This is a genomic window from Pseudomonas sp. AC229, assembly GCF_979254655.1.
This window is the reverse complement of sequence record NZ_CEEDHK010000002.1, coordinates 281,962-305,660: the sequence shown is the minus strand read 5'-3', so window position 1 is coordinate 305,660 and position 23,699 is coordinate 281,962. Positions and strand designations below refer to the sequence as shown.

Sequence of the window (23,699 nt, the reverse complement as noted above, 5' to 3'; positions counted from 1 at the left end):
AAACGTTTAGCTCAGCATAAACAGCGCGTTGCCGCTGAACTGTGCCGCCAGTTGGTGGGCGGTCATGGGCTTGCCGAGCAGGTAGCCCTGCACTTCGTCGCAGCCATGCTCGCGCAGGAAGTCGAGCTGTTCCTGGGTTTCGACGCCTTCGGCGATCACCGCCAGATTGAGGCTGTGGGCCATGGCGATAATGGCGCGGGCAATTTGCGCGTCCTGCTCGCCGCTGGGCAGACCGTCGACAAAACTGCGGTCGATTTTCAGCACGTCGATGGGGAACTGCTTGAGGTAATTGAGCGATGAATAACCGGTGCCGAAGTCATCCACGGCAATGTTCAGCCCCAACTGTTTGAAGCCCACCAACACCTGCATGGTCTCTTCCACATCGCGCATCAGAATGCTCTCGGTCAGCTCCAGCTCCAGGCAACTGGGGCTCAAGCCGCTGGTCTGCAGAATGTGCGCGATGCGTTGGCCAAGCTGGCCTTCGGCGAATTGCCGGGCCGACAGGTTGACCGACACTTTCGGCACCTTCACACCCTGCGCATGCCAGGCGTTCATTTGTCGGCAGGCTTCCACCAACACCCAGTCGCCCACGTCGACCACCAGGCCCAGTTCTTCGAGCACCGGAATAAATTCATTCGGCGCCACCAGGCCGCGGTGCGGGTGCTGCCAGCGCAACAACGCTTCGGCGCCAATGAGCCGTTGGCCGTTGGCGCTGAATTGCGGCTGGTAATAGAGCACGAATTGCTGCTGATCAAGGGCGTGGCGCAGGTCGCTTTCCAGCTCCAGGCGTTCCAGCGCCGTGGCGTTCATGGCGGCCTGATAAAACTGGAAGTTGTTTTTGCCGCGCTCTTTGGCGTGGTACATGGCGGTGTCGGCATTCTTCATCAATTGGCTCAGCTCGTCGCCGTCTTGCGGGCTGAGGGCAATGCCGATACTGGCGGTCACGAAAAACTCGCGCCCTTCGAGAATGAACGGCTGCGACAGGCTGGCCAGAATCTGTTCGGCCACGTGAATGGCGCGGGTGAGGGCGCCGTCGCGGGTGTCGCGCGCGCGCAGCAGCAAGGTGAATTCATCGCCGCCCATACGCGCGACGGTGTCCTCGACCTCCACGCAGGCGGCCAGACGCTGTGCCACGTCTTTGAGCATACGGTCGCCGGCGGCGTGGCCGAGCGAGTCGTTGATCGGTTTGAAGCGGTCGAGGTCGAGGAACATCAGCACCACCCATTCCAGATGCCGCTCGGCATGCTGCAAGGCAGTGTGCAGGCGGTCCTGAAACAGCGTGCGGTTGGGCAGGTTGGTCAGGGCGTCGTAATACGCCAGGCGGTGAATGCGTTGCTCGCTGGCTTTGCGTTCGCTGATATCGCTGAAAAAGCTGACGTAGCTGACCAGGTCGCCTTCATCGTCGTGCACCGCCGTGATGCCGACCCAGGCTGGGAAGTTTTCCTGATTGCGGCGTTTGAGCCATACCTCGCCTTCCCAACTGCCGTTCTGCCCGAGCTGACTGAGAATATAAGCCTGATGGCTGGTCTGTTGGCCGTCGGCCATGAGCATGCCTGGCTGTTGGTCGAGCACCTGAGCGCTGGTGTAGCCGCTGACCCGGCAAAACGCTTCGTTGACCTGCACGATATAGCCAGCCGGGTCCGTCACCAGAATGGCCGCCGTCGAGTGTTCGAATACCGTGGCGGCCATGCGCAAATCTTTCTCGGCGCGGCGCTGCTGGCTGATATTGCGACCGACGCCGAGCATGCCTTCAAAGCGGCCATCCTGGTCCCACATCAAAGTCAGGCGCATTTCGGTGGGCAGTTTGTGGCCGTCCGCGCGCACGCAATCGACCATAAACAACCGCGTTGCCAATTGCTGACGCAGGTCGCGCAGGCGCGGCGGGTCGCTCAGTGCGGCGCGCACGCGCAGCAGCAGTTGGTCGACGTCGGCCAGTTGCCGTGGGTTGGCTGCCAGCGGGTGGAAGCCATTGCTGATGATCCACTCCGGCGTGTAGCCGAACATGGCCAGCGCCGATGGACTGACGTAATCGAGCTGCAGGGTGTTGTCGGTGGTGAAGATAACGTCGCTGATGTTCTCAGCCAGCAAGCGATAACGGCGCTCGTTGTTGCGCATCAGCTCGCTGGCTTCGATCTGATCGGTGACATCTTTGGCCACGCCGATCAGACGATGCACGCGACCCTCGGGCGTGCGGCTCAAGGCCTGCTCGCGAATATCGAACCAATGCCAGCTGCCGTCGCGGTGACGCCAGCGCAGGTGGCATTGCAGCAAGTGACCATCGCCCACCACCTGTTGCAGGCTGCGCATGCGCGCGTATTGCTCTGCGTCGTCGGGGTGCAACACCACTTCCCAGAAATGGCCGGGCATGTCGCGCAGCTCTTTGCCGCTGTAGCCCAACTGCTGGCCGAGGCGGTTATTGCTAAACAGTACGCGGCGGTCGGTCATGTCGTGCACGTACAAGGTGTCGGGTACGGCGCGCGCCACATCCGACCAGAAACGCTCGCGCTCGATCAGCGACAGCTCGATGCGTTTGCGCGCGGTGATGTCGCTCATGCTCACCGTCACCGCATGGAAATCATCGTTCTGCTCGGGCAGACGCAGCACCAGCCACAGATGACGTTCGTGGCCCTGCGGTGTGAGGATCTGGCTTTCCATCTCGATTTGCCGCTGCTTGCTCAGCACCGCGCCAATCAATTGGTAGCGCACGTTCTCCGGCACGATGGGGCCGACATCAACCAAGTGATCCCACAGCTCGCGCGTGGACTCCACGCCCAAAAGTTGCTGCGCCACCTGATTGAGTTCGGTGATGTGCAGGTGCTGAATCAGCTCCTCGTGCAGGTGAGGGTAGGTCTGCAGCCAGTGATCGAACTCGCTCAGGCTGTTGATGTTGTGAATGTGCAGATAGGTGCGCAGATCGGCCAGGTCGAGTACGCAGTGGGCCACGCCGCTGCCTTCGAAGATGTCCTGATAGCGGCGGCGGGTGTCCTCAAGAATATGCAGCGCCATCTGCTGCTCGGTGGCATCGCGCAGCACCCAAACGTGCCCTGGCTGGCTGTGTTCTTCGCCGTCTTGAAACAGGCTGCGGGTGATGCTGAACACGCGCACTTGGTCGTGCTGCTCCAGCTCGATCCACTCGGGGTTGCCGTCTTCGAACTGCTCAGCGTCGGTCAATAACGCCGGATCAAGCCCCGGCAGCAGATCGAGCAAATGCCGGCCGCGCGCTTCATAGGTCTGCATGCCAAACAGCACGGCCGCTTGTGGGTTCAGGTAGCGCACATGGCCGGTCACGTCCGTCACCACCACGCGCTCTTCAATGGCGCCAAGCGCGGTCGCGGCGTCGCGCAGCTCACGCCGCGAGGCCGTGGTCATTTCCCGCAGGCGTCGCTGTTCGCGCAGCAACCGCACCAGCGCCAGCAAGGCCAGGAAGGCGCACGCCATAAACAGCAGGAACTTGCCGGTGATGGCCGACAACTGCTCCGACCACCCGAGCTGGCGGTCGAACAGGCTGCGCACCATCAGGTCGGTGCCGGGCAGGGGAACCAAGTGCACGGAATCGGCTATTTGCAGCGGGCCAGTCAGCTGCGTACCGCCGCCGCTGGGGATAGGGTGTTCCGCCACGACACGGTGGCTTTGATGGTCAATCAGTTGCCAGCGGTGCTCGCCGGTGTACAGCTCGCCCAACGTACGGCGTACTTGCTCCAAGCCAATACGAACCACCCAGTCGCCGGAGTCGTCAGCCTTGTGCAAATAGGCGTAGATCATGCCCTCGCCAACCGGGCTGAACACGTATTGATAGGACTGGCCCTGATTGCGCTGGTGCAGAGCGGCAATGAACGCCGCGTCGGTGGCATTGGGCTGGGTATCAGCCAGCGAACGCCCGTCGGCGTCCAGCCAGACGATGCTCTGTAACGACGGAAAGATGGCCCGCAGGTTGTCCAGCAACTCACCGGTTTGCTCGGGGGCAGGCGGCTGTGCGGCGGTCTGGCTCAGCAACGCGAGGGCAGCGTCGGCGCGCAGTTTAATGTTCAGCCCAATGTGCTCAGCCAACTGCTGGCTGTACTCATGCTCACGCTTTTCACGGTTGTCGGTGCTCTGCTGCACCTCGTGATACAGCTGCCAGAACAGCAGACCCAGCATCAACACAACGAGCGCCACCAATGCGCCCTTTACCGAATTCGGCAAGGAAGCGGCGAGTGGATCGCCGGGGACGCGCTTATGGGTGAGAGATCGAGGCACTGGCGAAAATCCTGCGCTGACGGCTACTACAGATGTAGCAGGTTAACGGCTGCCAACGGCGGCAGGTCGTCCAAAACGGCTAAGAATGCCTACATGTGTGGCAAAGTGCCAGCTATGCCGACGAGTGCCGGTTTGCCCTGTTCGGCACATTCCGGTAGCTTTGCGACACACGCGTGAGCCCGCTCGACCGGTTGCCTTGCAGGCACTTGGCTCGCGCCCAAGCGATGACTAGGCTGGCCTACTTATCGCTGCGCATAAGCCCTTCGGCTTGTGCCTCCCCTTATCAAGACACCTCTCATAGAAGCTGGGTTCCTCATGGCTCAATACGTCTACACCATGCATCGGCTGGGCAAAGTAGTGCCGCCGAAGCGGGAAATTCTTAAAAATATTTCTCTCTCTTTCTTCCCCGGCGCCAAGATCGGCGTGCTCGGCCTCAACGGTTCGGGCAAATCCACGCTGCTGAAAATCATGGCGGGCGTCGACACCGAATTTAACGGCGAAGCCCGCGCGATGCCGGACTTGAACATCGGTTACCTGCCGCAAGAACCGCAGCTGGACCCGGAGAAAACCGTCCGCGAAGTCGTCGAAGAAGCTGTTAGCGTGATCAAAAACGCCCAAGCGCGCCTCGACGAGGTGTACGCCGCCTACGCCGAGCCAGACGCCGACTTCGACGCCCTCGCGGCCGAGCAAGGCAAGCTGGAGGCCATTCTGCAAGCCTCCGACGGCCACAACCTTGAGCGTCAGCTGGAAGTGGCAGCCGATGCCCTGCGCCTGCCAGCCTGGGACGCAAAAGTGGTGCACCTCTCCGGTGGTGAGAAACGTCGCGTCGCCCTGTGCCGCTTGCTGCTGTCCGCGCCGGACATGCTGCTGCTCGACGAACCGACCAACCACCTGGACGCCGACTCGGTGGCCTGGCTGGAGCACTTCCTGCACGACTTCCCCGGCACTGTGGTTGCGATCACGCACGACCGTTACTTCCTCGACAACGTCGCCGGCTGGATTCTGGAGCTCGACCGCGGCGCCGGTATTCCATACGAGGGCAACTATTCCGGCTGGCTGGAGGCTAAGTCCAACCGCTTGGCGCAAGAGTCCAAGCAGCAGTCGGCTCATGAAAAAGCCATGAAAGAAGAACTGGAGTGGGTGCGCAAAGGCGCCAAAGCCCGCCAGTCGAAATCCAAGGCCCGTCTGCAACGCTTCGAAGAAATGCAGTCGCAGGAATTCCAGAAGCGCAGCGAAACCAACGAAATCTACATTCCCGCTGGCCCGCGCCTGGGCGACAAGGTCATCGACTTCGTCAACGTCAGCAAGGGCTACGGCGACCGCGCGCTGATCGACAACCTGTCCTTCAGCATGCCCAAGGGCGCCATCGTCGGCGTGATCGGTGGTAACGGTGCCGGTAAGTCGACCCTGTTCCGCATGCTCATGGGCAAGGAAACGCCGGATTCGGGCAGCATCGAGGTGGGCGAAACCGTGAAACTGGCCTGCGTCGACCAGAGCCGCGATGACCTCGACGGCAACAAAACCGTGTGGGAAATGGTTTCTGACGGTTCCGACATGATCAAGATCGGCAACTACGAAGTACCGTCGCGTACTTATGTGGGCCGCTTCAACTTCAAAGGCGGCGACCAGCAGAAGTTCGTCAAAGACCTTTCCGGTGGTGAGCGTGGTCGCTTGCATCTGGCGTTGACGCTCAAAGAGGGCGCCAACGTGCTGCTGCTCGACGAACCGTCCAACGACCTTGACGTGGAAACCCTGCGCTCGCTGGAAGAAGCGCTGCTCGACTTCCCTGGCGCCGCCATTGTGATCTCCCACGATCGGTGGTTCCTGGACCGCGTGGCCACTCACATCCTCGCGTACGAAGACGATTCGCAAGCCGTGTTCTTCGAAGGCAACTACACCGAGTACGAAGCCGACCGTAAAAAACGCCTCGGCGACGCCGCCGCCCAGCCGCATCGGGTACGGCACAAGAAGCTGGCGCAGTAAGCGTTGGGTTGAACAAAAAACGGAGCCGCAAGGGCTCCGTTTTTTTATGTAGGAGCGACCTTGGTCGCGAACTCTGGAAACGGCAATACAGGGCCAGGTCGCAAAACCATGACGCACATCCAACTCTGGCGATCTGCTCATCGGTCTGCCGCAAACAGCTTCGGGCCTTGGATATACTTCGCACTTATCTAAGCGGCCGGATCGATTGTGCGCGGTTGCTGTCAGAAGCGGTTACGTGCCGCCTGGCGCGATACAGAGGGATCTACACATGAGTCGCATCGCAGCCTTTATGGCAATGCTTCTATTGGGACTATTGGTACAGGGACACGCAATGGCATTTTCCAAGACGCTGTATTTGTTTTCCGAGGTCAACGGCATCGTTCTGCTTGATGGCAAACCCGTGCAAGGGGTTGAAGTGACGCAGGAGTACGACTGGCACTGGAAGGACGAAAAAGGCAGCAAGGTCGCCGTCACCGACGCCGAAGGGCGTTTCCACTTTCCGGTCATCACCGGCAAATCGCTAACCGCAGGCTTGCCGCATCAGCCTGTGATCGAGCAGAAGCTGCGCCTGTCTTACCAGGGCAAGGACTACAAAGGCTGGTTGCACGGTAAGGACAACTATGACGAAAACGGCGAACTCAAAGGGCAGCCACTCAATCTGGTGTGCGACCTCAATGATGAGCCAGTCGGCCATCCGGAAATTCGCAGTTTCGGTATTTGCGTGCCGCAAAAATAATCACGGCATTAGTAGCTCGGCTATTAGTGACTTCATTGTTTCAGAGCCAGAAGGGAATCAGGTTTGAGTTCTTTATCTCCTAAACAAGCAGCCAGCGTCGCCTTCCATGTGTATTACGCCAAAGGCATGGGTTCGACGGAAACCCTGCAGGATTACGCCTCCGCCGAAGGCTTGGGCGGACTGTTCGATTTCAAGAATGCGCAGCAGTCTGCCGGCACCAGTGGCGCGATCATTCGCAAGACCACCGGTTTCACCTATGGCGTTGAAGGCCTGGGCACACGACAAGGCGAAGTGCTGCTGGGCTTTCGCGGTACCGACATCACTCAGGATTGGCTAACCGACGCCAACTGCGGCCTGCAACAGGGCCCGAGTGCCTGGCCGGTGCACGCCGGTTTCAACGAAACCTTCAAATCGTTTCGCGATGACCTCGACCGCTTTATGCGCGGGCGCAAGCCAAGCACCATTCACTGCGTAGGGCACAGCCTGGGCGGCGCGCTCGCCTCATTGGCGGCAGACCATCTCAGTCAGGCCGGCATTGGCAACGTCAAGCTGTACACCTTCGGCGCGCCACGCGTCGGGGTGGCGGGTTTCGCCCGCAACCTGACGACCAAGCTGGGCTCGGAAAATATCCACCGCGTGTATCACTTGGCCGATCCGGTCAGCATGATTCCCATCTTCCCCTTCGCCCACGCGCCCGATGACGGTCCGGTGTGTCAGCTTCCATGGGGCAGCTCGTTTTCGTTCGACGCGCACAAGATGGGCAACTACCGAACCACCATTGGCGATGCGACCTGGAGCGGGCTGCGCCGCGTGCAGCAAACGACCCTCGAACGCGATGTGCAGGCGTGGTTGAAAAACGCCAACGGCAGCGTGCTGATGCTGTCGGCGACGTCGCTGATGATGATTTCCCAGGCCATGCAGTATGTGATCGGCAAGGCCCTGGGCGTGGTCGCGGGCACGGCAATTACCGGGACCATGACGGTGCTCGACCAGATTGCTGGGCTATTGGTTACGGGCGCCAATGCGTGCGCGGCCATTGGCGATTCGCTGAACAGCCTGATCGTGCAGATCTTCCGCTTCCTCGGCCGACCGTTGCCATCTGCGGCCAACCTGACCGTGGCGTTTTTACGGTGGGTGTTGGAGCTGCTGAGCACCACCGTGCTCAACCTGGCTCGCCGCGCCATCGACATCGGTATGCGCCTGTAACAAGCGCATTAATGGGAGCGCATCGCCTTGGCCATGGCCTGGTCGGTGTCATGCTCCCATTTTTCATCGCGGTCGCTGTTGCGATGCTCCTCATAGGCACGCAACTGCGCGCTCTCGGCTTCGGCCTGGCACTGGCGGAAACCATCGGTCCAGCCCTCGGCGTACTGCGCGCTTTTCAGGTAGCGCGGCACGTCTTTTTTAAAGCCACCACTGATAGCGCCCGCCGCTTGACGACCACTGCCGCAGCCGTCGGAATATCCAGCGGCGAACGGCTCGGGGTAGCCCTGGCCGACTAAATAGTCGTAGCTGCTTTGGCAGGCACCGAGCAGCGCCAAGATGGGAATTAACAACAGGAACGGGCGCACGGGAACTCTCCTCAACGGGTAGGGCGAGTGTGCGCGGGGTTCTGTGAGAAAAACGTCAAAACGGCGTAAAGCTTGTGTGGAAGCGAAGCCCAACAAGCGTCAGCCGCCACGCTCAATAGTGGTACCACTTCACTTCCAGGCTCACTTCGTTCTCAGGCGATGCGAGCTGGCTGAATTCGCGTTTGGCCGATAAGCGCAGGCCCAAATTCGTCGATATTTCCCATTGCTGGTTTAGGCTCAGGCTGCGCCGCACCTCGCCATTGGCGAAGTAATCCCCGCGTGCTTCCACGCTCAGGTTGCCCACCGGGTTGTTCCACAGCAGCCCGGTATTAAAGCCGGCGGCCGGTGACACGAACGCAGCAAAATCACTGTTGTGCTCGATGCGCACTGTGCCCAGGGCAAAGCCCAGCGTGTCGCCGGTTAGCGCCCAGGTGCCGCCCACGCCACCGTTGAGGTGGGTGACCAGGCGCTCGTCGCCGTCTTCTCCCAGCACCCGCTCCAGCCCGCTCGCCACTTGCCAGGACCACGGCTGCAACAGCTCGTTGCGCGGCGTCAGCGAGCGGATGTTGGCCAAGTCGAGCCGTTGCAGCTGCCAATGGTTGCCTTCGTATTGGCGCAATTTGAGCTGCAGAATTTCGATCTGCGCGCCAAGGGGAAACCCATAGAGATTGTCGTTGAGGTCGTGGTAGGCCATGCGCAGGCCGTACTCGGCGAACGCGCGGTCGTCACGGCTGCCGGCGCCCAATTGCCAGGTTCGCGACTCGTGGCCCTGTTCCGGCAAGCCCGGGCGTTCGACCGTCAACGGCGGCGGTGGGTTGCGGTTGATGCTTTTCAACAATGCATAGCTGCGTTGGGCGCTGCCGCTGTCCCGTTCGCCGCTGGCGCTGCGATAGCGTTGCAAGCGAAAGGCGGCGTCCTGAATCAAGGCCTGGCGATCAGTGGCCAGCTGCATGAAAGCCGGACTTTGCAGCTGCGCCGGGTCATCGGCCACTTGCAGCGCCCAGTGTTGCTCGTCGCTGCTCAGCGGCTTGGCGCGCTCCAGCAATTCACGCTCACGCGAAGGGCGATAGTCGATGCCTTTGACCAGGCCGGCATTTTTCACCGCTCGCACGGTGTCGGTCGGAATGGCGGTGATCGGGAATTGCTCGGTCAGCTCCAGGCCAGGCCGGGCGATTTCCAGCAGTTCGAGCAAGCGGAACGAGCAGTTCTCGTCGAAGAAAAAATAGTCGAAGCGGATCTGCTTTAGCTCCCACACATGCTCGACCATGCGCGCGGTTTCGGTGGGCGTCAGGTTCAGCCGGTACTCCCACAAATCGCGGTTTTCCAGACTGCGGTATTCGGCGAGTTTTTCCCGGTACGGCACCAGCGCAAACAGGCCGGGATAACCGCCCATCAAGCCCTTCCAGGCATAGAGAATGCTGTTGTCCATGCCCTCGATAAACGCCCCGAAGTTCAGGGCGTAACTGAGCAGGGCAGTGTTGTCGCTGTCGATGTCGGCCTGGTCGATCCGCAGCAAGGTGTGGCCGAACATGGACGACGGACTGTTGAGGTACGCCGCAGGAAAAATCAGCACGGCGCTGTGGGGGGCGATGTCTTTGAACCAGGCATTAAATTCGCTGCAATTGGGAGTCGGCAAGTCGGTGAGCTGCAATTGCTCGCGCAACCACCGGGTACGTGCCGGATACACGCACTGCGCATGTTTATCGCCGCTGTCGGGCGCGGCATACAGCGCCGCCAGGGTGGCGGCCAGTTCAGCATCCGGGTGGCTCTCGCCGTCGGGCGCGAGGAAGAAATGCGGGTCATCCACATAGCTGCGCCAGCCACCGAGCTTGCCGGTTTCGTAGTGGTTCAGCGCAATCCAATACGGATCGTTCGCCAGCGCTTGCAGGCGCTGGTGCGTCAGCGTCGGGGCCGCGTGGGCAAGGCCGGTAACGCTTAACACCAGAGCGAATAAAGTCCGTTTCAAGGTGGTTGTTCTTCTTCTAACGCGGTGCACGGAGCTTTGTAGGGCGGGGCCTTGGTGTCAAGGAAGAACGCCTTGCCAGACAGAATCGGGCGGCGCCAGAATGGCCGCGAACGATGACTGCCCATCTGAACTAAGGATTTTCGATGCCTGATCCCGTTGCCAATGGCTTGCGCTTGGCGCCCGACGCGCTAACCCGTCCCTTCGATCCTAGTCAGTTCAAATTCACCATCACCGACGATCTGGAACCGTTCCGCGGCGTACTCGGCCAGGAACGCGCGGTAGAAGCATTGCAATTCGGTGTGGCCATGCCGCGCCCCGGTTACAACGTATTCGTCATGGGCGAGCCGGGCACCGGCCGCTTCTCCTTTGTTAAGCGGTACCTCAAGGCTGAAGGCAAGCGTTTGGAAACGCCGTCGGACTGGGTATACGTCAACCACTTTGATGAAACCCGCGAACCCCGCGCGCTGGAATTACCGCCGGGCACCGCCACGGCATTTATCGCTGATATCGAAGGCCTGATCGACAACCTGATGGCCACCTTTCCGGCCGTGTTTGAGCATCCTGCCTACCAGCAGAAAAAGAGCGCCATCGACCGCGCCTTCAATCAGCGTTACGACCGTGCGCTGGATGTGATCGAGCGCCTGTCGCTGGAAAAAGAAATCGCCCTGTACCGCGACAGTACCAACATTGCCTTCACGCCAATGAAAGACGGCAAGGCGCTGGACGAAGCCGAGTTTGCCCAGCTGCCCGAAGCCGAACGCGAGCGTTATCACGCCGACATTTCTGCGCTGGAAGAACGGCTTAACGAAGAACTGGCCAGCCTTCCGCAGTGGAAGCGGGAGTCGAGCAACCAACTGCGCCAGCTCAATGAAGAAACCATCACCTTGGGCCTGCAGCCGTTGCTGGGGCCGCTGTCGGAAAAGTACGCGGAAAACGCCGGCGTTTGCGCTTACCTGCAAGCAGTACAAGTCAACCTGCTGAAGACCGTGGTCGAGCAGTTGGTGGATGTGGATAAAGTCGACGCTGAGGCGCGCAAGTTTCTGCAAGAACAGTACTGCCCGAGCCTGGTGGTTGGTCACCACGCCAGCGGCGGCGCGCCGGTGGTGTTCGAGTCGCACCCCACTTACGACAATCTGTTTGGCCGCATCGAATACAGCACCGACCAGGGCGCGCTTTACACCAGCTACCGGCAATTACGTCCCGGCGCTTTGCATCGGGCCAACGGCGGCTTTCTGGTACTGGAAGCGGAGAAAATGCTCGGTGAGCCGTTTGTGTGGGACGCGCTCAAGCGCGCCCTGCATGCACGCAAACTGAAGATGGAATCGCCGCTCGGTGAGCTGGGCCGCCTGGCCACCGTGACGCTGACGCCGCAGGTGATACCGCTGCACATCAAAGTGGTGATCATCGGTTCCCGTCAGCTGTATTACGCGCTGCAGGATCACGACCCGGACTTCCAGGAGATGTTTCGCGTACTGGTGGATTTCGACGAAGACATTCCGCTGCACGACGACAGCCTGGAACAGTTCGCCCAGTTGCTGAAAACCCGGACCTCGGAGGAGGGCATGGCGCCGCTGACGGCCGATGCGGTCGCGCGGCTGGCGACTTACAGCGCGCGCTTGGCCGAGCACCAAGGGCGGTTGTCGGCGCGTATTGGCGACTTGTTCCAGTTGGTCAGTGAAGCGGACTTTATCCGCCAACTCGCCAACGACACAGTCACCGACGCCGGCCATATCGAGCGCGCGCTGAAAGCAAAGGCCACGCGCACCGGCCGCGTTTCGGCGCGGATTCTCGACGACATGCTGGCAGGCATCATTCTGATCGACACCGCGGGCGCTGCCGTTGGTAAGTGCAACGGCCTGACGGTGCTGGAAGTGGGCGACTCGGCCTTTGGTGTGCCGGCGCGTATTTCGGCCACGGTGTATCCGGGCAACAGCGGCATTGTCGACATCGAGCGCGAGGTCAATCTCGGTCAGCCGATTCACTCCAAGGGCGTGATGATTCTCACCGGCTACCTCGGCAGCCGATACGCCCAGGAATTCCCCCTGGCGATTTCCGCGAGCATCGCCCTGGAGCAGTCGTACGGTTACGTCGACGGCGACAGCGCCTCGCTGGGCGAGGTGTGCACGTTGATTTCCGCGTTGTCGCGCACGCCGCTCAAGCAGTGCTATGCGATCACCGGCTCCATCAACCAGTTCGGCGAAGTGCAGGCGGTCGGCGGCGTTAACGAGAAAATCGAAGGCTTCTTCCGGCTCTGTGAAGCGCGCGGGCTGACGGGCGAGCAGGGCGCGATCATTCCGCACGCCAACGTGGCCACGTTGATGCTCGACGAACGCGTGCTGCAAGCCGTGCGTGCTGGGCTGTTCAACGTGTACGCCGTTCGGCAGGTGGACGAGGCGTTGGGGCTGCTGGTTGGCGAGGCGGTCGGCACAGCGGACGAAAACGGCGAATTCCCTGAAGGCAGCGTGAACGCGCGGGTAGTGGAGCGCTTGCGTGAAATTGCCGAAATGGGCCTCGAAGAAGAGGAAGAGAAAAGCGTCGAAGCGGAAGCCGCCGCCGTGTTGACCGGCAAAGCGGGGTCAAAAGCCGACGTCAAATGATCGAATGATCGCCCGATGGCTGGTCAGTCATTGAGCAGTTCGAGCCCGGCCACAGCGGATGGTGGCTGGGCCGGCTTTCCCACGGTCCATCCACAGAGTTATCCACAGGTGGCGGGGATAACCTGCAGGCTTCCCTGAACCGTCGGGCCAGGTGTAGTCTGACCCCACACCACAAGAGGGCCGCCGTGATGCCGCGCCGCCTCTGCCTTACCCGTCATTGTCTTGGCCTGATCACCCGTATTGAATGCGTGATCCGCCCGCTGGCAGGCGAAAACGGGCTGTGGGTTCTCATTTGCGGTGCTGGAATGGCCGCCTCCCAACCTTCTGCGATTAAAACGCAAGGCCCATTCCACGGGCCCTACGTGGCTGAAGAGGTGCTCGCAGCAATTGCCGCAAACCTCGCCGAGCTCGGTTACAGCGAGAGCGATGAACCGGCTATCTGGTGCCTGCATTTACAAGCCGAATTACGCCGTGTGAATGCTGACCGTGGCCGCCACTTGGGCGATTACCAAGTCGGGCCGGAAACTTAGAAGTCATCTTTGCTCAGCTTTTGAGCGTTCCCGTAGGAGCCCGACGTGGCGCTTGCTGGAGCCGTCTATCCGAAGGCCGTCCACAACGTTATCCACAGAACGTGTAGATAAGATCTGGCCGTTCAATTCCGTTACTTTTTGCGCTCGGTTCGTACCTTGTCTCGTCAGGTGTGCTGGGTATACTCGCGCTCACTTTTGACCTGCTGTGAGCGACCATGGAACGCATTATTGAAAACGCGATGTACGCCTCCCGTTGGCTGTTGGCGCCGATCTATTTTGGGTTGTCGCTGGGGTTGCTGGCGTTGGCGCTGAAGTTCTTCCAGGAGATTTTCCATGTTCTGCCGAATGTGTTTGCCCTGGCAGAATCCGAGCTAATTCTCGTGCTGCTGTCGTTGATCGACATGGCGCTGGTAGGCGGCTTGCTGGTGATGGTGATGATTTCGGGCTACGAGAACTTCGTTTCCCAACTCGACATTGACGAGGGCAAGGAGAAGCTCAACTGGCTGGGCAAGATGGATTCCAGCTCGCTGAAGATGAAAGTGGCAGCCTCCATCGTGGCCATTTCCTCCATTCACCTGCTACGGGTGTTTATGGATGCGAAGAACATCGAGCCGGAATATTTGATGTGGTACGTGATCATTCACATGACCTTCGTGGTGTCAGCCTTTGCCATGGGTTACCTGGACAAGCTGACCAAGCACTGAGCGGTTCGCTGCACATCGGCCAGCCAACGCTTCTGTGCTAGGCTGGCCGACCTTTTTTGGCCTCAGCGGAGTTAGCGCCATGTCCGAACAGAATATCGATACCTTCACCACCGATGAGAGCCGCGTTAGCTACGGCATCGGCCGCCAACTGGGCGACCAGCTGCGCGACAACCCGCCACCGGGCGTGAGCCTGGACGCCATTCTGGTTGGTCTGACCGACGCGTTCCGTGGCCATGCCAGCCGCGTTAGCCAGGAAGACATGTCGGCTAGCTTCAAAGTGATCCGCGAAATCATGCAGGCCGAGCAAGCTGCCAAAGCTGAAGCCGCTGCTGGCGAAGGCCGTGCTTTCCTGGCTGAAAACGCCAAGCGCGCTGGCATCGTGACCCTGGAATCGGGTCTGCAATACGAAGTGCTGACCGCTGGCGACGGCGCCAAGCCGACCCGCGACAGCACCGTACGTACCCACTATCACGGCACCCTGACCGACGGTTCGGTGTTCGACAGCTCGTACGATCGTGGCCAGCCGGCTGAATTTCCGGTGGGTGGCGTGATCGCTGGTTGGACCGAAGCGCTGCAACTGATGGGCACTGGCAGCAAATGGCGCCTGTACGTACCGAGCGAGCTAGCCTATGGCGGCCAGGCTGTTGGCAGCATCCCGCCGCACAGTGTTTTGGTGTTCGACGTAGAGCTGCTGGAAATCCTGTAAAACCTACTGCGCTCGGTTTCAGGCTCGATGCCTGACGGTTAGCGCGAAGGTCGTCCAGAACGCAAAAGGCCGAGAGTGCATGCTCTCGGCCTTTTGTTTTTTCGCGGCAGGTGCGTCAACGTGTGGGCTCCTGGTTAGTGCAGGTCGGAAGACGGGCGCAGCGCGCGGGAGTAACAGAACAGGAACAGGTTGCGCACCAGTTCCTTGAGGACGGTCGGCTCGCTGGAGCTCAGGCCGGACAGATCCAGGTCGCCCTGCTCGCGCAATTCGTCCAGCGCTTCTTCTTCCAGTACGGCACAAACCTTGCCGGTGTCGCGGTGCAGAATCCGCAGATACGGGTGCGGACGGTCTAGCCAAGCATCAATCAAATAGGTCATGGCTCATCTCCTTCTTTCGGTTTGATGAGAATAATTCCTATTGAGATAATAGCAAGGGCTAATTTGCGCCGGTTCGCATGGCTTGATTCGTGGCAATAAAAAGCCCGGCGCTAAGGCCGGGCTTTTGTTGGAGCGAGACTTAGTGTGTGCGAGCGACGGCGAACTCGCTGAGTTCAATCAGCGCGTCTTTGTATTCGCTGGCGGGCAACACATCCAGGCAGGCAATGGCGCGAGCGGCGTAGTCGCGGGCCTGGTTGGCGGTGTAGTCCAGCGAGCCGGATGCTTCGACGGCGGCGCGGATGCTTTCCAGATCTTCCAGGCCGCCTTTCTGAATGGCGGTGCGGACCAGGCTGGCTTGTTCAGCAGTGCCTTCGCGCATGGTGTAGATCAGCGGCAGTGTGGGTTTGCCTTCGGCTAGGTCGTCGCCCACGTTTTTGCCGAGGGTTTCGGCGTCGCCGCGGTAGTCGAGCAGGTCGTCGACCAGTTGAAAGGCCACGCCAAGGTTGTCACCAAATGCTTGCAGGGCAGTGGACTGTTCAGCGGTGGCGCCGATAAGTGCGGCTGCGCTGTGGGTCGAAGCCTCGAAGAGCATGGCGGTTTTGCCGCGGATGACTTCCATATAGGTTTCTTCGGTGGTGCTGGCGTCGCGCACTTTGGAAAGCTGCAGCACTTCGCCTTCGGCAATCACGCGGGTGGCGCGTGAGAGAATCTGCATCACTGGCAGCGAGCCGAGTTCGACCATCATTTCGAACGAGCGTGAATAAAGGAAGTCGCCGACCAGCACGCTGGGCGCATTGCCCCACAACGCATTGGCGGTCGAGCGGCCACGGCGCATGCCGGACATGTCGACAACGTCGTCATGCAGCAGGGTCGCGGTATGAAGGAATTCGATGGTGGCAGCCAACAGACGCAGATCATCACCTTGGCCGCCCAGCGCTTTGCCGCAGAGCAGAACCAGCAGCGGGCGCAGACGCTTGCCGCCGGCGGAAATGATGTAGTCGCCTATTTTCTCTACCAGAGGAACGCGGGAGACCAGTTGTCGTCTGATAATGCCATCGACGGCGGTAAAATCGTCCGCCACCACGTTATAGAAGGCCTGTGGTTGCATCAGTGACACGTGCTCCTCGAAGGTTGCGCGGCATGCTAGGGGGCAGGTGTAAGGCTGTCAAGGCAAGTGCTGCGGGTGCTTGCGCGGGGCTAAAGGCTTGCGTACAATCGCGGCCCCTGAACTTCCCTGGGCAGCACCTGCCTTACGCAATTGCAAGGGCGTCCTTCCGGCCCCAAGCAGCCATGCCAGCCGACGACTATTCCTATAAAGCGCTGGGTGAGCAGGATTAACGGAGCAAAATTATGTACGCAGTAATTGTTACCGGTGGCAAGCAATACAAAGTCGCCGAAGGTGAATACCTCAAGATCGAAAAGCTCGAAATCGCCACTGGCGAAGCCGTTACTTTCGATCGCGTTCTGCTGATCGGCAATGGTGACGACGTAACTATCGGCGCACCGGTTGTTGAAGGCGCTAAAGTTGTAGCCGAAGTGATTGCACAAGGCCGCCACGATAAAGTGACCATCATCAAGTTCCGCCGTCGCAAGCACCACATGAAGCGTCAGGGCCACCGTCAGTGGTTCACTGAGATCAAAATCACTGGTATTTCGGCCTAATTCTTTCGGCCCAAATCCTTATTAGGAGTATTGACTCATGGCACACAAAAAAGCTGGCGGTAGTACCCGCAACGGTCGCGACTCAGAATCTAAACGCCTTGGCGTGAAGATGTACGGCGGCCAGGCTATCAAAGCAGGCAACATCATCGTGCGTCAGCGCGGTACCCAATTCCACGCTGGCTACGGCGTTGGTATGGGTAAAGATCACACTCTGTTCGCTAAAGTCGAAGGCGTGATCAAGTTCGAAGTTAAAGGCGCCTTCGGTCGTCGCTACGTGAGCGTCATCGCGGCTTAATCGCGATGTTGCTGGAAAAGCCCTGTCTCGCGACGGGGCTTTTTTGTTTCTGAAAGCTTGAGGCTTTTGCAAAATCAACCGGGAGCTGTTTCGCTGGGTTTTGCAAAAGTCTTATGTTCCTTGTGTTATCTAGCCCGCTTTTGCGGCGGGAGGCGTGCCGATGAAATTCGTCGATGAAGTATCGATATTTGTAAAAGCGGGTGATGGTGGTAACGGTTGCATGAGCTTCCGTCGTGAGAAGTTCATCGAGAACGGTGGACCTAACGGCGGCGATGGCGGCGACGGTGGTTCCGTGTACATGGTCGCGGACGAGAACCTGAACACCCTGGTGGATTACCGCTACACCCGGCGTTTCGACGCCGAGCGCGGCTCCAATGGCGGCAGCGCCGACTGCACCGGGCGCAAAGGTGAGGACACTGTTCTGCGCGTTCCGGTTGGCACCACCATCATTGATGCTGCCACTCAGGAAATCATCGGTGACCTGACCAAAGACGGTCAGCGCATCATGGTTGCCCACGGCGGCTGGCATGGTTTGGGCAACACCCGTTTCAAATCCAGCACCAACCGCGCGCCACGTCAGACCACGCTGGGTAAGCCGGGCGAGTCCCGCGACCTCAAGCTGGAATTGAAAGTGCTGGCAGACGTGGGTCTGCTTGGCTTGCCAAACGCTGGCAAAAGCACCTTCATCCGTTCGGTTTCGGCCGCCAAGCCGAAGGTGGCCGACTACCCGTTCACCACGCTGGTGCCAAACCTGGGCGTGGTCAGCGTCGATCGCTACAAGAGCTTCGTGGTCGCCGACATTCCTGGCTTGATCGAAGGCGCTTCCGATGGCGCCGGCCTGGGCATTCGCTTCCTCAAGCACTTGGCGCGCACTCGTTTGCTGCTGCACCTCGTCGACATGGCGCCGCTGGACCTTTCCGATCCGGCCGAAGCAGCCGAAACGATTGTTTCCGAGCTGACCAAATTCAGCCCGTCACTGGCTGAACGTGATCGTTGGTTGGTGCTGAACAAGTCCGACCAGATTCTTGAAGAAGAGCAAGAGGCTCGCATCAAGGAGATCACTGATCGTCTGCAGTGGACTGGCCCGGTTTATGTGATTTCGGCGATTGGTAAAGAAGGCACAGAAAAGCTCTGCTTCGATATCATGCGTTACCTCGAAGAGCGTTCCGTGCGTATCGCCGAAGAGCCGCAGTACGCAGCTGAGCTGGCGCGACTCGATCAGAGCATCGAAGATGAAGCGCGTGCACAGCTGCAGGCGCTGGACGACAAGCGTGCCTTGCGTCGTGCGGGCGTCAAGGTTGCCGGTACGGACGATAACGACGACGGCTTCTGGGATGAGGAAGATGACGATGATGGTCCAGAGATCATCTACGTCCGAGACTGAGTAAAACCACAACGCCGCTAATTAGCGGCGTTGTGCTGACTAATTCGCACGAGTGGCGCGGCGCCGCTCTTCTGGCCAGGGTTGGATGACCATGCGGGACAAGGTAACTGGCGCTCAGCGCTGGGTGGTGAAGATCGGTAGTGCGCTGTTGACCGCTGACGGGCGTGGCCTGGATCGTGGCGCGATGGCGGTGTGGGTCGAGCAGATGGTGGCCTTGCGCGAGGCTGGCGTTGAGCTGGTGCTGGTATCGTCGGGTGCGGTAGCGGCGGGCATGAGCCGGCTGGGCTGGGCGTCGCGACCGAGCGCTATCCATGAGCTGCAAGCAGCGGCAGCAGTGGGGCAGATGGGCCTGGTGCAGGCTTGGGAATCCAGCTTTGCGCAGCACGGCCGGCATACCGCGCAAATCTTGCTGACCCACGACGACCTGTCGGATCGCAAGCGCTACCTGAATGCCCGCAGCACGCTGCGTACCTTGGTTGATCTGGGAGCGATTCCGGTCATCAACGAAAACGACACCGTAGTCACTGACGAAATCCGCTTCGGCGATAACGACACCCTGGCGGCGCTGGTCGCCAACCTGGTGGAGGCCGATCTGCTGGTGATTCTCACGGACCGCGACGGCATGTTCGACGCCGACCCTCGCCACAACCCTGATGCTCAGCTGATTTTCGAAGCGCGTGCCGATGATCCTGCATTAGATGCGGTGGCGGGCGGCGTCGGCGGTGCGCTGGGACGTGGCGGTATGCAGACCAAGCTGCGCGCCGCACGACTGGCGGCGCGTTCCGGTGCGCATACCATTATTGTCGGTGGCGCCATTGAGCAGGTCCTGGCGCGGCTCAAGGCAGGGGAGCGACTGGGTACGTTACTGGCGCCCGAGCGCGGTCTGCTTGCTGCGCGCAAACAATGGCTTGCTGGGCATCTGCAAACCCGCGGAACGTTGCAGCTCGATGCTGGCGCCGTGAAAGCGTTGCTGGAAAGCCACAAGAGCTTGCTGCCGGTTGGCGTGAAAAGCGTGCAGGGCAATTTCCGTCGTGGCGAAATGGTCGTCTGTGTCGATCCGCAAGGGCGCGAAATCGCTCGCGGCCTGGCGAACTACAGTGCGGCTGAGGCGCAGAAAATCGTCGGTCAGCCTTCGGATGCCATTGAGCGTTTGCTGGGTTACGTCGACGAGCCTGAGCTGGTCCATCGAGATAATCTGATTCTGGTGTGAATCCGCCTTCGGCAGCAGCGTCGTTGGCATAAAGGGAGAGTGCAGTGCGAATGATCAATGGATGGTTGGGCGCTTTACTGCTGCCCTTGGCGTTTGCGGCATCGGCGGAAGAAATCGGCCAGGTGTCGACGGTATTCAAATGGGTTGGGCCGAACGACAAGATTGTCGTCGAGGCGTTTGATGACCCGAAAGTTGAAGGCGTGACTTGCTACTTGTCGCGCGCCAAAACCGGCGGCGTCAAAGGTGGGTTGGGGTTGGCGGAAGACCGTGCCGAGGCGTCGATTGCCTGCCGTCAGGTCGGACCGATTCATGTGCCGGACAATTTGAAAGATGGCGAAGAAGTGTTTAAAGAGCGCACGTCGCTGGTGTTCAAGACCATGCAGGTAGTGCGGTTCTTCGACAAGAAGCGCAACACGCTGGTCTACCTCGTTTACAGCGACCGCGTAATCGAAGGCAGTCCGCAAAACGCGGTTACCGCCATTCCGATTCTGCCCTGGGTACAGCAGCCCTAAACCGAAAAAGGCGAACCGCAAGGCTCGCCTTTTTGTTGCCTGCGTTTTATTCCAGGCAATAAAAAACCGGCCCTGAGGCCGGTCTTTTCAACGCATTACACTTAGGCAGCAGCGGCTTGGCTGAGATCCTTGATGTGACCGTTCAGGCGGCTCTTATGACGAGCTGCTTTGTTCTTGTGGATGATGCCTTTGTCGGCCATGCGGTCGATTACAGGAACAGCCAGGGTGTAAGCCTTTTGTGCAAGTTCGAGGTCTTTGGCGTCGATAGCCTTGACCACGTTCTTGATGTAGGTACGAACCATGGAGCGCAGGCTGGCGTTATGGCTACGACGCTTCTCAGCCTGTTTAGCGCGTTTTTTGGCAGAAGGTGTATTGGCCACCGTCGAGCTCCTTGAAACTTTGAGGAAATGACTAAACAAATAAGGCCGCGAATCATGCCGATGTGTCGAAGGCTTGTCAAGCGCGGTTCAGTGTTGCGGGTGAAGGATCGGCCCGCTGTCCGACGGGCGTGCTCACCCTGCAAGGGTGATTTATTTGCCGGCCGGTTCTACACTCGCCGCCTTTGCCTTGCGGCCCATAGGGCGGCGCCGACATTTGCGGTGGCGCAGCTTACTTGATGCGGTAGAACGAGCGTTATGAATTTACTCAAGTCGCTGGCTGCGGTCAGCTCGATGACCATGTTGTCCCGGGTGCTGGGCTTTGTTCGCGACACCATCGTCGCGCGTATTTTCGGCGCCGGCATGGCCACAGACGCCTTCTTCGTTGCGTTCAAACTGCCCAACCTGCTGCGCCGCATTTTTGCCGAGGGTGCGTTCTCGCAGGCCTTCGTGCCGATTCTGGCGGAATACAAAACCCAGCAGGGCGAGGAAGCGACCCGCACCTTTATTGCCTACGTATCCGGGCTGCTGACATTGGTATTGGCGGTAGTCACCGCGCTGGGCATGATCGCTGCCCCTTGGGTGATCTGGGTAACGGCGCCAGGCTTTGTCGACTCGCCGGAAAAATTCGAGCTGACCTCGTCACTTCTGCGCGTGACCTTTCCTTATATATTGCTGATCTCGCTGGCCTCCCTGGCTGGCGCGATTCTTAACACCTGGAATCGCTTCTCCGTGCCGGCCTTCGTGCCGACCTTGCTCAATATCAGCATGATCGTGTTCGCGTTGTTCCTGACCCCGTATTTCAACCCGCCGGTCATGGCGCTCGGTTGGGCGGTGCTGGTCGGCGGTCTGCTGCAGTTTCTCTATCAGCTGCCGCACTTGAAAAAGATCGGCATGCTGGTTCTGCCGCGCCTCAACCTGCGTGATGCAGGGGTGTGGCGCGTGATGAAGCAAATGGGGCCGGCCATTCTCGGCGTATCGGTCAGCCAAATTTCGCTGATCATCAACACCATTTTCGCCTCCTTTCTGGTCGCCGGCTCCGTGTCGTGGATGTACTACGCCGACCGCTTGATGGAACTGCCCTCCGGCGTACTGGGCGTGGCGCTGGGGACCATCCTGCTACCGGCGCTGTCGCGCAGCTTCTCCAGCAAAAATACCGAGGAATATTCGCGCTTGCTGGATTGGGGGCTGCGGCTCTGTTTTCTACTGGCGCTGCCATGCGCCCTGGCGTTGGCCATTATTTCCGAGCCATTGACCGTTTCGCTGTTTCAGTACGGAAAGTTCAGCGCGCACGACGCGCAAATGACTCAGTTCGCCCTTATCGCCTATTCGATGGGTCTGCTCGGCATCATTTTAGTGAAAGTGTTGGCACCCGGTTTCTATGCGCGGCAGAACATTGCTACGCCAGTGCGTATCGCGCTGGTCACCTTGGCAGCCACTCAAGCGATGAACCTGGTGTTCTTCTTCACCTTGCCTTATCCGCACGCCGGGCTGGCGCTGTCGATTGGCTTGGCGGCGTGTCTGAATGCAGGCCTGTTGTTCTGGCAGTTGCGCAAGCAGCAGTTGTTCACGCCGCAGCCGGGCTGGTCGCTGTTTCTCATCCGGCTCGTTGTCGCCGTGGTGGTGATGGCTGCGGTGCTGCTTGCCGTGATGCACTGGATGCCCGCTTGGGATCAGGGCGACATGCTGATTCGCCTGCTTCGTCTGGGTGCATTGGTAGCCAGTGGCATTGCCGCGTATTTCGGCGTGCTGCTGTTGTTGGGCTTCCGTTTGCGTGATTTCGCCCGCCGTACGCTGGCCTAATCCCTACGTAAAACGCGGATTTATTCGCCTGTACATCCGCATCCGCTGTCGCCTGTTGCACAGCGTCGGGTGTGCGTATAATCGCCCACTTTGTGAGCAAGAAGCGTCCTATGCAGCTGGTTCGAGGGCTTCAAAACTTGCAGCCTCAACACCGGGGCTGTGTTGCCACTATCGGCAATTTTGACGGCGTGCACCGTGGCCACCAGGCCATCCTGGCGCGGCTGCGCGAGCGCGCGGACGAATTGGGCGTGCCCAGTTGCGTGGTGATTTTCGAACCGCAGCCCCGTGAATTTTTCGGCCCCGACACGGCGCCGCCGCGCCTGACACGTTTGCGTGACAAGCTCGTCTTGTTCGCCGAAGCAGGCGTTGATCGCGTGTTGTGCCTGTCCTTCAATCGCCGGTTGCGTGAACTCAGCGCCGCCGAATTTGTGCAAACGGTGCTGCTTGAGGGCTTGGGCGTGCAGCATCTCGAGGTGGGCGATGACTTCCGCTTCGGCTGTGACCGCGCCGGCGATTTCGCTTTTCTGCAAACCGCCGCGCAGGTTGAAGGGTTCACCCTGGAAGCGGCCAGCACCGTTGAAATCGACGGGCTGCGTGTGAGCAGTACGCGGGTTCGCGAGTCGCTTGCAGCCGCCGATTTCGCCTTGGCTGAGCGCCTGCTGGGGCGCCCGTTTCAAATTTCCGGGCGCGTGCTGCATGGTCAGAAATTGGCGCGCCAATTCGGTACGCCGACGGCCAACGTACAACTCAAGCGGCGTCGTGTGCCGTTGACCGGTGTCTACTTGGTCACTGTCGAGCTCAATGGCAAACCTTGGCCTGGCGTCGCCAATATTGGCGTGCGGCCCACGGTGCAGGGCGATGGCAGTGCGCACCTGGAAGTGCATCTTTTGGATTTTGTCGGCGATCTCTATGGCCGACGTTTGACGGTGGCGTTCCACCACAAGCTGCGCGATGAGCAGCGTTTCGCCTCCCTGGAGGCGCTGAAGACGGCGATACACGCGGATGTCGCCGCCGCCCGTGCCCTTTGGCAGGGTCAACCGCTTAAGTGAA

20 protein-coding genes are annotated in these 23,699 nt (G+C 59.9%); 14 read left to right on the top strand and 6 right to left on the bottom strand.

Features of this window, described 5'->3' with window-relative positions; genetic code table 11:
* Positions 1 to 6 precede the first annotated feature (6 nt).
* On the bottom strand, positions 7 to 4,137 hold the full coding sequence (locus AC0IW7_RS04010) for a sensor domain-containing protein (protein WP_471816123.1): 4,131 nt from the start codon (positions 4,135 to 4,137) through the stop codon (positions 7 to 9).
* Positions 4,138 to 4,551: 414 nt separating this feature from the next.
* Here AC0IW7_RS04010 and ettA point away from each other — a divergent pair, with 414 nt between their 5' ends.
* From ettA to AC0IW7_RS03995, 3 genes are all read left to right on the top strand, one after another.
* Positions 4,552 to 6,219: an energy-dependent translational throttle protein EttA gene (ettA, locus tag AC0IW7_RS04005; RefSeq protein ID WP_471815895.1), complete on the top strand. Its 1,668-nt coding sequence runs from the start codon at positions 4,552 to 4,554 to the stop codon at positions 6,217 to 6,219.
* Between the two features lie 331 nt (positions 6,220 to 6,550).
* Entirely contained in the window at positions 6,551 to 6,955 is a 405-nt protein-coding gene (locus tag AC0IW7_RS04000) for a DUF6795 domain-containing protein (RefSeq protein WP_471815893.1), read from the top strand.
* A gap of 63 nt (positions 6,956 to 7,018) precedes the next feature.
* Positions 7,019 to 8,161 carry a lipase family protein gene (locus tag AC0IW7_RS03995; protein WP_471815891.1) on the top strand — a complete coding sequence of 381 codons (1,143 nt, stop codon included), beginning with the start codon at positions 7,019 to 7,021 and terminating at the stop codon, positions 8,159 to 8,161.
* A gap of 8 nt (positions 8,162 to 8,169) precedes the next feature.
* On the opposite strand, the gene AC0IW7_RS03990 is transcribed toward AC0IW7_RS03995, so the two are convergent.
* Together AC0IW7_RS03990 and AC0IW7_RS03985 are read right to left on the bottom strand one after the other, a co-directional pair.
* On the bottom strand, positions 8,170 to 8,526 hold the full coding sequence (locus AC0IW7_RS03990; RefSeq protein WP_471815889.1) for a hypothetical protein: 357 nt from the start codon (positions 8,524 to 8,526) through the stop codon (positions 8,170 to 8,172).
* A gap of 112 nt (positions 8,527 to 8,638) precedes the next feature.
* A complete protein-coding gene (locus AC0IW7_RS03985) occupies positions 8,639 to 10,492 on the bottom strand; it encodes an Lnb N-terminal periplasmic domain-containing protein (RefSeq protein ID WP_471815887.1) in 1,854 nt (617 codons plus the stop codon).
* A gap of 143 nt (positions 10,493 to 10,635) precedes the next feature.
* Between AC0IW7_RS03985 and AC0IW7_RS03980 the strand changes: the two genes are divergently transcribed.
* The 4 genes from AC0IW7_RS03980 to AC0IW7_RS03965 all read left to right on the top strand — a co-directional run bounded on the left by AC0IW7_RS03980 (position 10,636) and on the right by AC0IW7_RS03965 (position 15,029).
* On the top strand, positions 10,636 to 13,089 hold the full coding sequence (locus AC0IW7_RS03980) for a Lon protease family protein (protein WP_471815886.1): 2,454 nt from the start codon (positions 10,636 to 10,638) through the stop codon (positions 13,087 to 13,089).
* 188 nt (positions 13,090 to 13,277) lie between these two features.
* Positions 13,278 to 13,619, top strand: coding sequence for a PA4575 family protein (locus AC0IW7_RS03975; RefSeq protein WP_122492960.1), 342 nt, complete (start codon positions 13,278 to 13,280; stop codon positions 13,617 to 13,619).
* Positions 13,620 to 13,834: 215 nt separating this feature from the next.
* Positions 13,835 to 14,323 (top strand): TIGR00645 family protein, encoded by a 489-nt coding sequence (locus tag AC0IW7_RS03970; protein WP_122450175.1) that lies wholly within the window; start codon positions 13,835 to 13,837, stop codon positions 14,321 to 14,323.
* Between the two features lie 79 nt (positions 14,324 to 14,402).
* Entirely contained in the window at positions 14,403 to 15,029 is a 627-nt protein-coding gene (locus AC0IW7_RS03965; protein WP_122450174.1) for an FKBP-type peptidyl-prolyl cis-trans isomerase, read from the top strand.
* 134 nt (positions 15,030 to 15,163) lie between these two features.
* On the opposite strand, the gene AC0IW7_RS03960 is transcribed toward AC0IW7_RS03965, so the two are convergent.
* Positions 15,164 to 15,406 (bottom strand): PA4570 family protein, encoded by a 243-nt coding sequence (locus AC0IW7_RS03960; protein ID WP_122450173.1) that lies wholly within the window; start codon positions 15,404 to 15,406, stop codon positions 15,164 to 15,166.
* A 139-nt stretch (positions 15,407 to 15,545) separates the two neighbouring features.
* Entirely contained in the window at positions 15,546 to 16,514 is a 969-nt protein-coding gene (locus AC0IW7_RS03955; protein ID WP_463381738.1) for a polyprenyl synthetase family protein, read from the bottom strand.
* A gap of 242 nt (positions 16,515 to 16,756) precedes the next feature.
* Between AC0IW7_RS03955 and rplU the strand changes: the two genes are divergently transcribed.
* The 5 genes from rplU (at position 16,757) to AC0IW7_RS03930 (ending at position 20,469) form a co-directional block, all read left to right on the top strand.
* Entirely contained in the window at positions 16,757 to 17,068 is a 312-nt protein-coding gene (rplU, locus tag AC0IW7_RS03950; protein WP_108098632.1) for a 50S ribosomal protein L21, read from the top strand.
* A 37-nt stretch (positions 17,069 to 17,105) separates the two neighbouring features.
* A complete protein-coding gene (gene rpmA / locus AC0IW7_RS03945; protein ID WP_122450171.1) occupies positions 17,106 to 17,363 on the top strand; it encodes a 50S ribosomal protein L27 in 258 nt (85 codons plus the stop codon).
* Positions 17,364 to 17,523: 160 nt separating this feature from the next.
* Positions 17,524 to 18,747: an Obg family GTPase CgtA gene (gene cgtA, locus AC0IW7_RS03940; protein WP_471815882.1), complete on the top strand. Its 1,224-nt coding sequence runs from the start codon at positions 17,524 to 17,526 to the stop codon at positions 18,745 to 18,747.
* 91 nt (positions 18,748 to 18,838) lie between these two features.
* Positions 18,839 to 19,957, top strand: coding sequence for a glutamate 5-kinase (proB, locus tag AC0IW7_RS03935; protein ID WP_122450214.1), 1,119 nt, complete (start codon positions 18,839 to 18,841; stop codon positions 19,955 to 19,957).
* Between the two features lie 50 nt (positions 19,958 to 20,007).
* A complete protein-coding gene (locus AC0IW7_RS03930; protein WP_463541134.1) occupies positions 20,008 to 20,469 on the top strand; it encodes a CreA family protein in 462 nt (153 codons plus the stop codon).
* A 101-nt stretch (positions 20,470 to 20,570) separates the two neighbouring features.
* Here AC0IW7_RS03930 and rpsT read toward each other — a convergent pair whose 3' ends face one another.
* Positions 20,571 to 20,849, bottom strand: coding sequence for a 30S ribosomal protein S20 (gene rpsT / locus AC0IW7_RS03925; protein ID WP_122450168.1), 279 nt, complete (start codon positions 20,847 to 20,849; stop codon positions 20,571 to 20,573).
* Positions 20,850 to 21,104: 255 nt separating this feature from the next.
* Between rpsT and murJ the strand changes: the two genes are divergently transcribed.
* Positions 21,105 to 22,649: a murein biosynthesis integral membrane protein MurJ gene (murJ, locus tag AC0IW7_RS03920; RefSeq protein ID WP_463381743.1), complete on the top strand. Its 1,545-nt coding sequence runs from the start codon at positions 21,105 to 21,107 to the stop codon at positions 22,647 to 22,649.
* Between the two features lie 110 nt (positions 22,650 to 22,759).
* Positions 22,760 to 23,698, top strand: coding sequence for a bifunctional riboflavin kinase/FAD synthetase (ribF, locus tag AC0IW7_RS03915; protein ID WP_471815880.1), 939 nt, complete (start codon positions 22,760 to 22,762; stop codon positions 23,696 to 23,698).
* Position 23,699 lies beyond the last annotated feature (1 nt).

Bases quoted from the DNA above. Each gene is read 5' to 3' on its own strand.
- AC0IW7_RS04010 (WP_471816123.1), bottom strand. From the start codon at position 4,137: ATGCTGGGTCTGCTGTTCTGGCAGCTGTATCACGAGGTGCAGCAGAGC.
- ettA (WP_471815895.1), top strand. From the start codon at position 4,552: ATGGCTCAATACGTCTACACCATGCATCGGCTGGGCAAAGTAGTGCCG.
- AC0IW7_RS04000 (WP_471815893.1), top strand. From the start codon at position 6,551: ATGGCATTTTCCAAGACGCTGTATTTGTTTTCCGAGGTCAACGGCATC.
- AC0IW7_RS03980 (WP_471815886.1), top strand. From the start codon at position 10,636: ATGCCTGATCCCGTTGCCAATGGCTTGCGCTTGGCGCCCGACGCGCTA.
- AC0IW7_RS03975 (WP_122492960.1), top strand. From the start codon at position 13,278: ATGCCGCGCCGCCTCTGCCTTACCCGTCATTGTCTTGGCCTGATCACC.
- AC0IW7_RS03970 (WP_122450175.1), top strand. From the start codon at position 13,835: ATGGAACGCATTATTGAAAACGCGATGTACGCCTCCCGTTGGCTGTTG.
- AC0IW7_RS03965 (WP_122450174.1), top strand. From the start codon at position 14,403: ATGTCCGAACAGAATATCGATACCTTCACCACCGATGAGAGCCGCGTT.
- AC0IW7_RS03960 (WP_122450173.1), bottom strand. From the start codon at position 15,406: ATGACCTATTTGATTGATGCTTGGCTAGACCGTCCGCACCCGTATCTG.
- AC0IW7_RS03955 (WP_463381738.1), bottom strand. From the start codon at position 16,514: ATGCAACCACAGGCCTTCTATAACGTGGTGGCGGACGATTTTACCGCC.
- rplU (WP_108098632.1), top strand. From the start codon at position 16,757: ATGTACGCAGTAATTGTTACCGGTGGCAAGCAATACAAAGTCGCCGAA.
- rpmA (WP_122450171.1), top strand. From the start codon at position 17,106: ATGGCACACAAAAAAGCTGGCGGTAGTACCCGCAACGGTCGCGACTCA.
- cgtA (WP_471815882.1), top strand. From the start codon at position 17,524: ATGAAATTCGTCGATGAAGTATCGATATTTGTAAAAGCGGGTGATGGT.
- proB (WP_122450214.1), top strand. From the start codon at position 18,839: ATGCGGGACAAGGTAACTGGCGCTCAGCGCTGGGTGGTGAAGATCGGT.
- AC0IW7_RS03930 (WP_463541134.1), top strand. From the start codon at position 20,008: ATGATCAATGGATGGTTGGGCGCTTTACTGCTGCCCTTGGCGTTTGCG.
- murJ (WP_463381743.1), top strand. From the start codon at position 21,105: ATGAATTTACTCAAGTCGCTGGCTGCGGTCAGCTCGATGACCATGTTG.
- ribF (WP_471815880.1), top strand. From the start codon at position 22,760: ATGCAGCTGGTTCGAGGGCTTCAAAACTTGCAGCCTCAACACCGGGGC.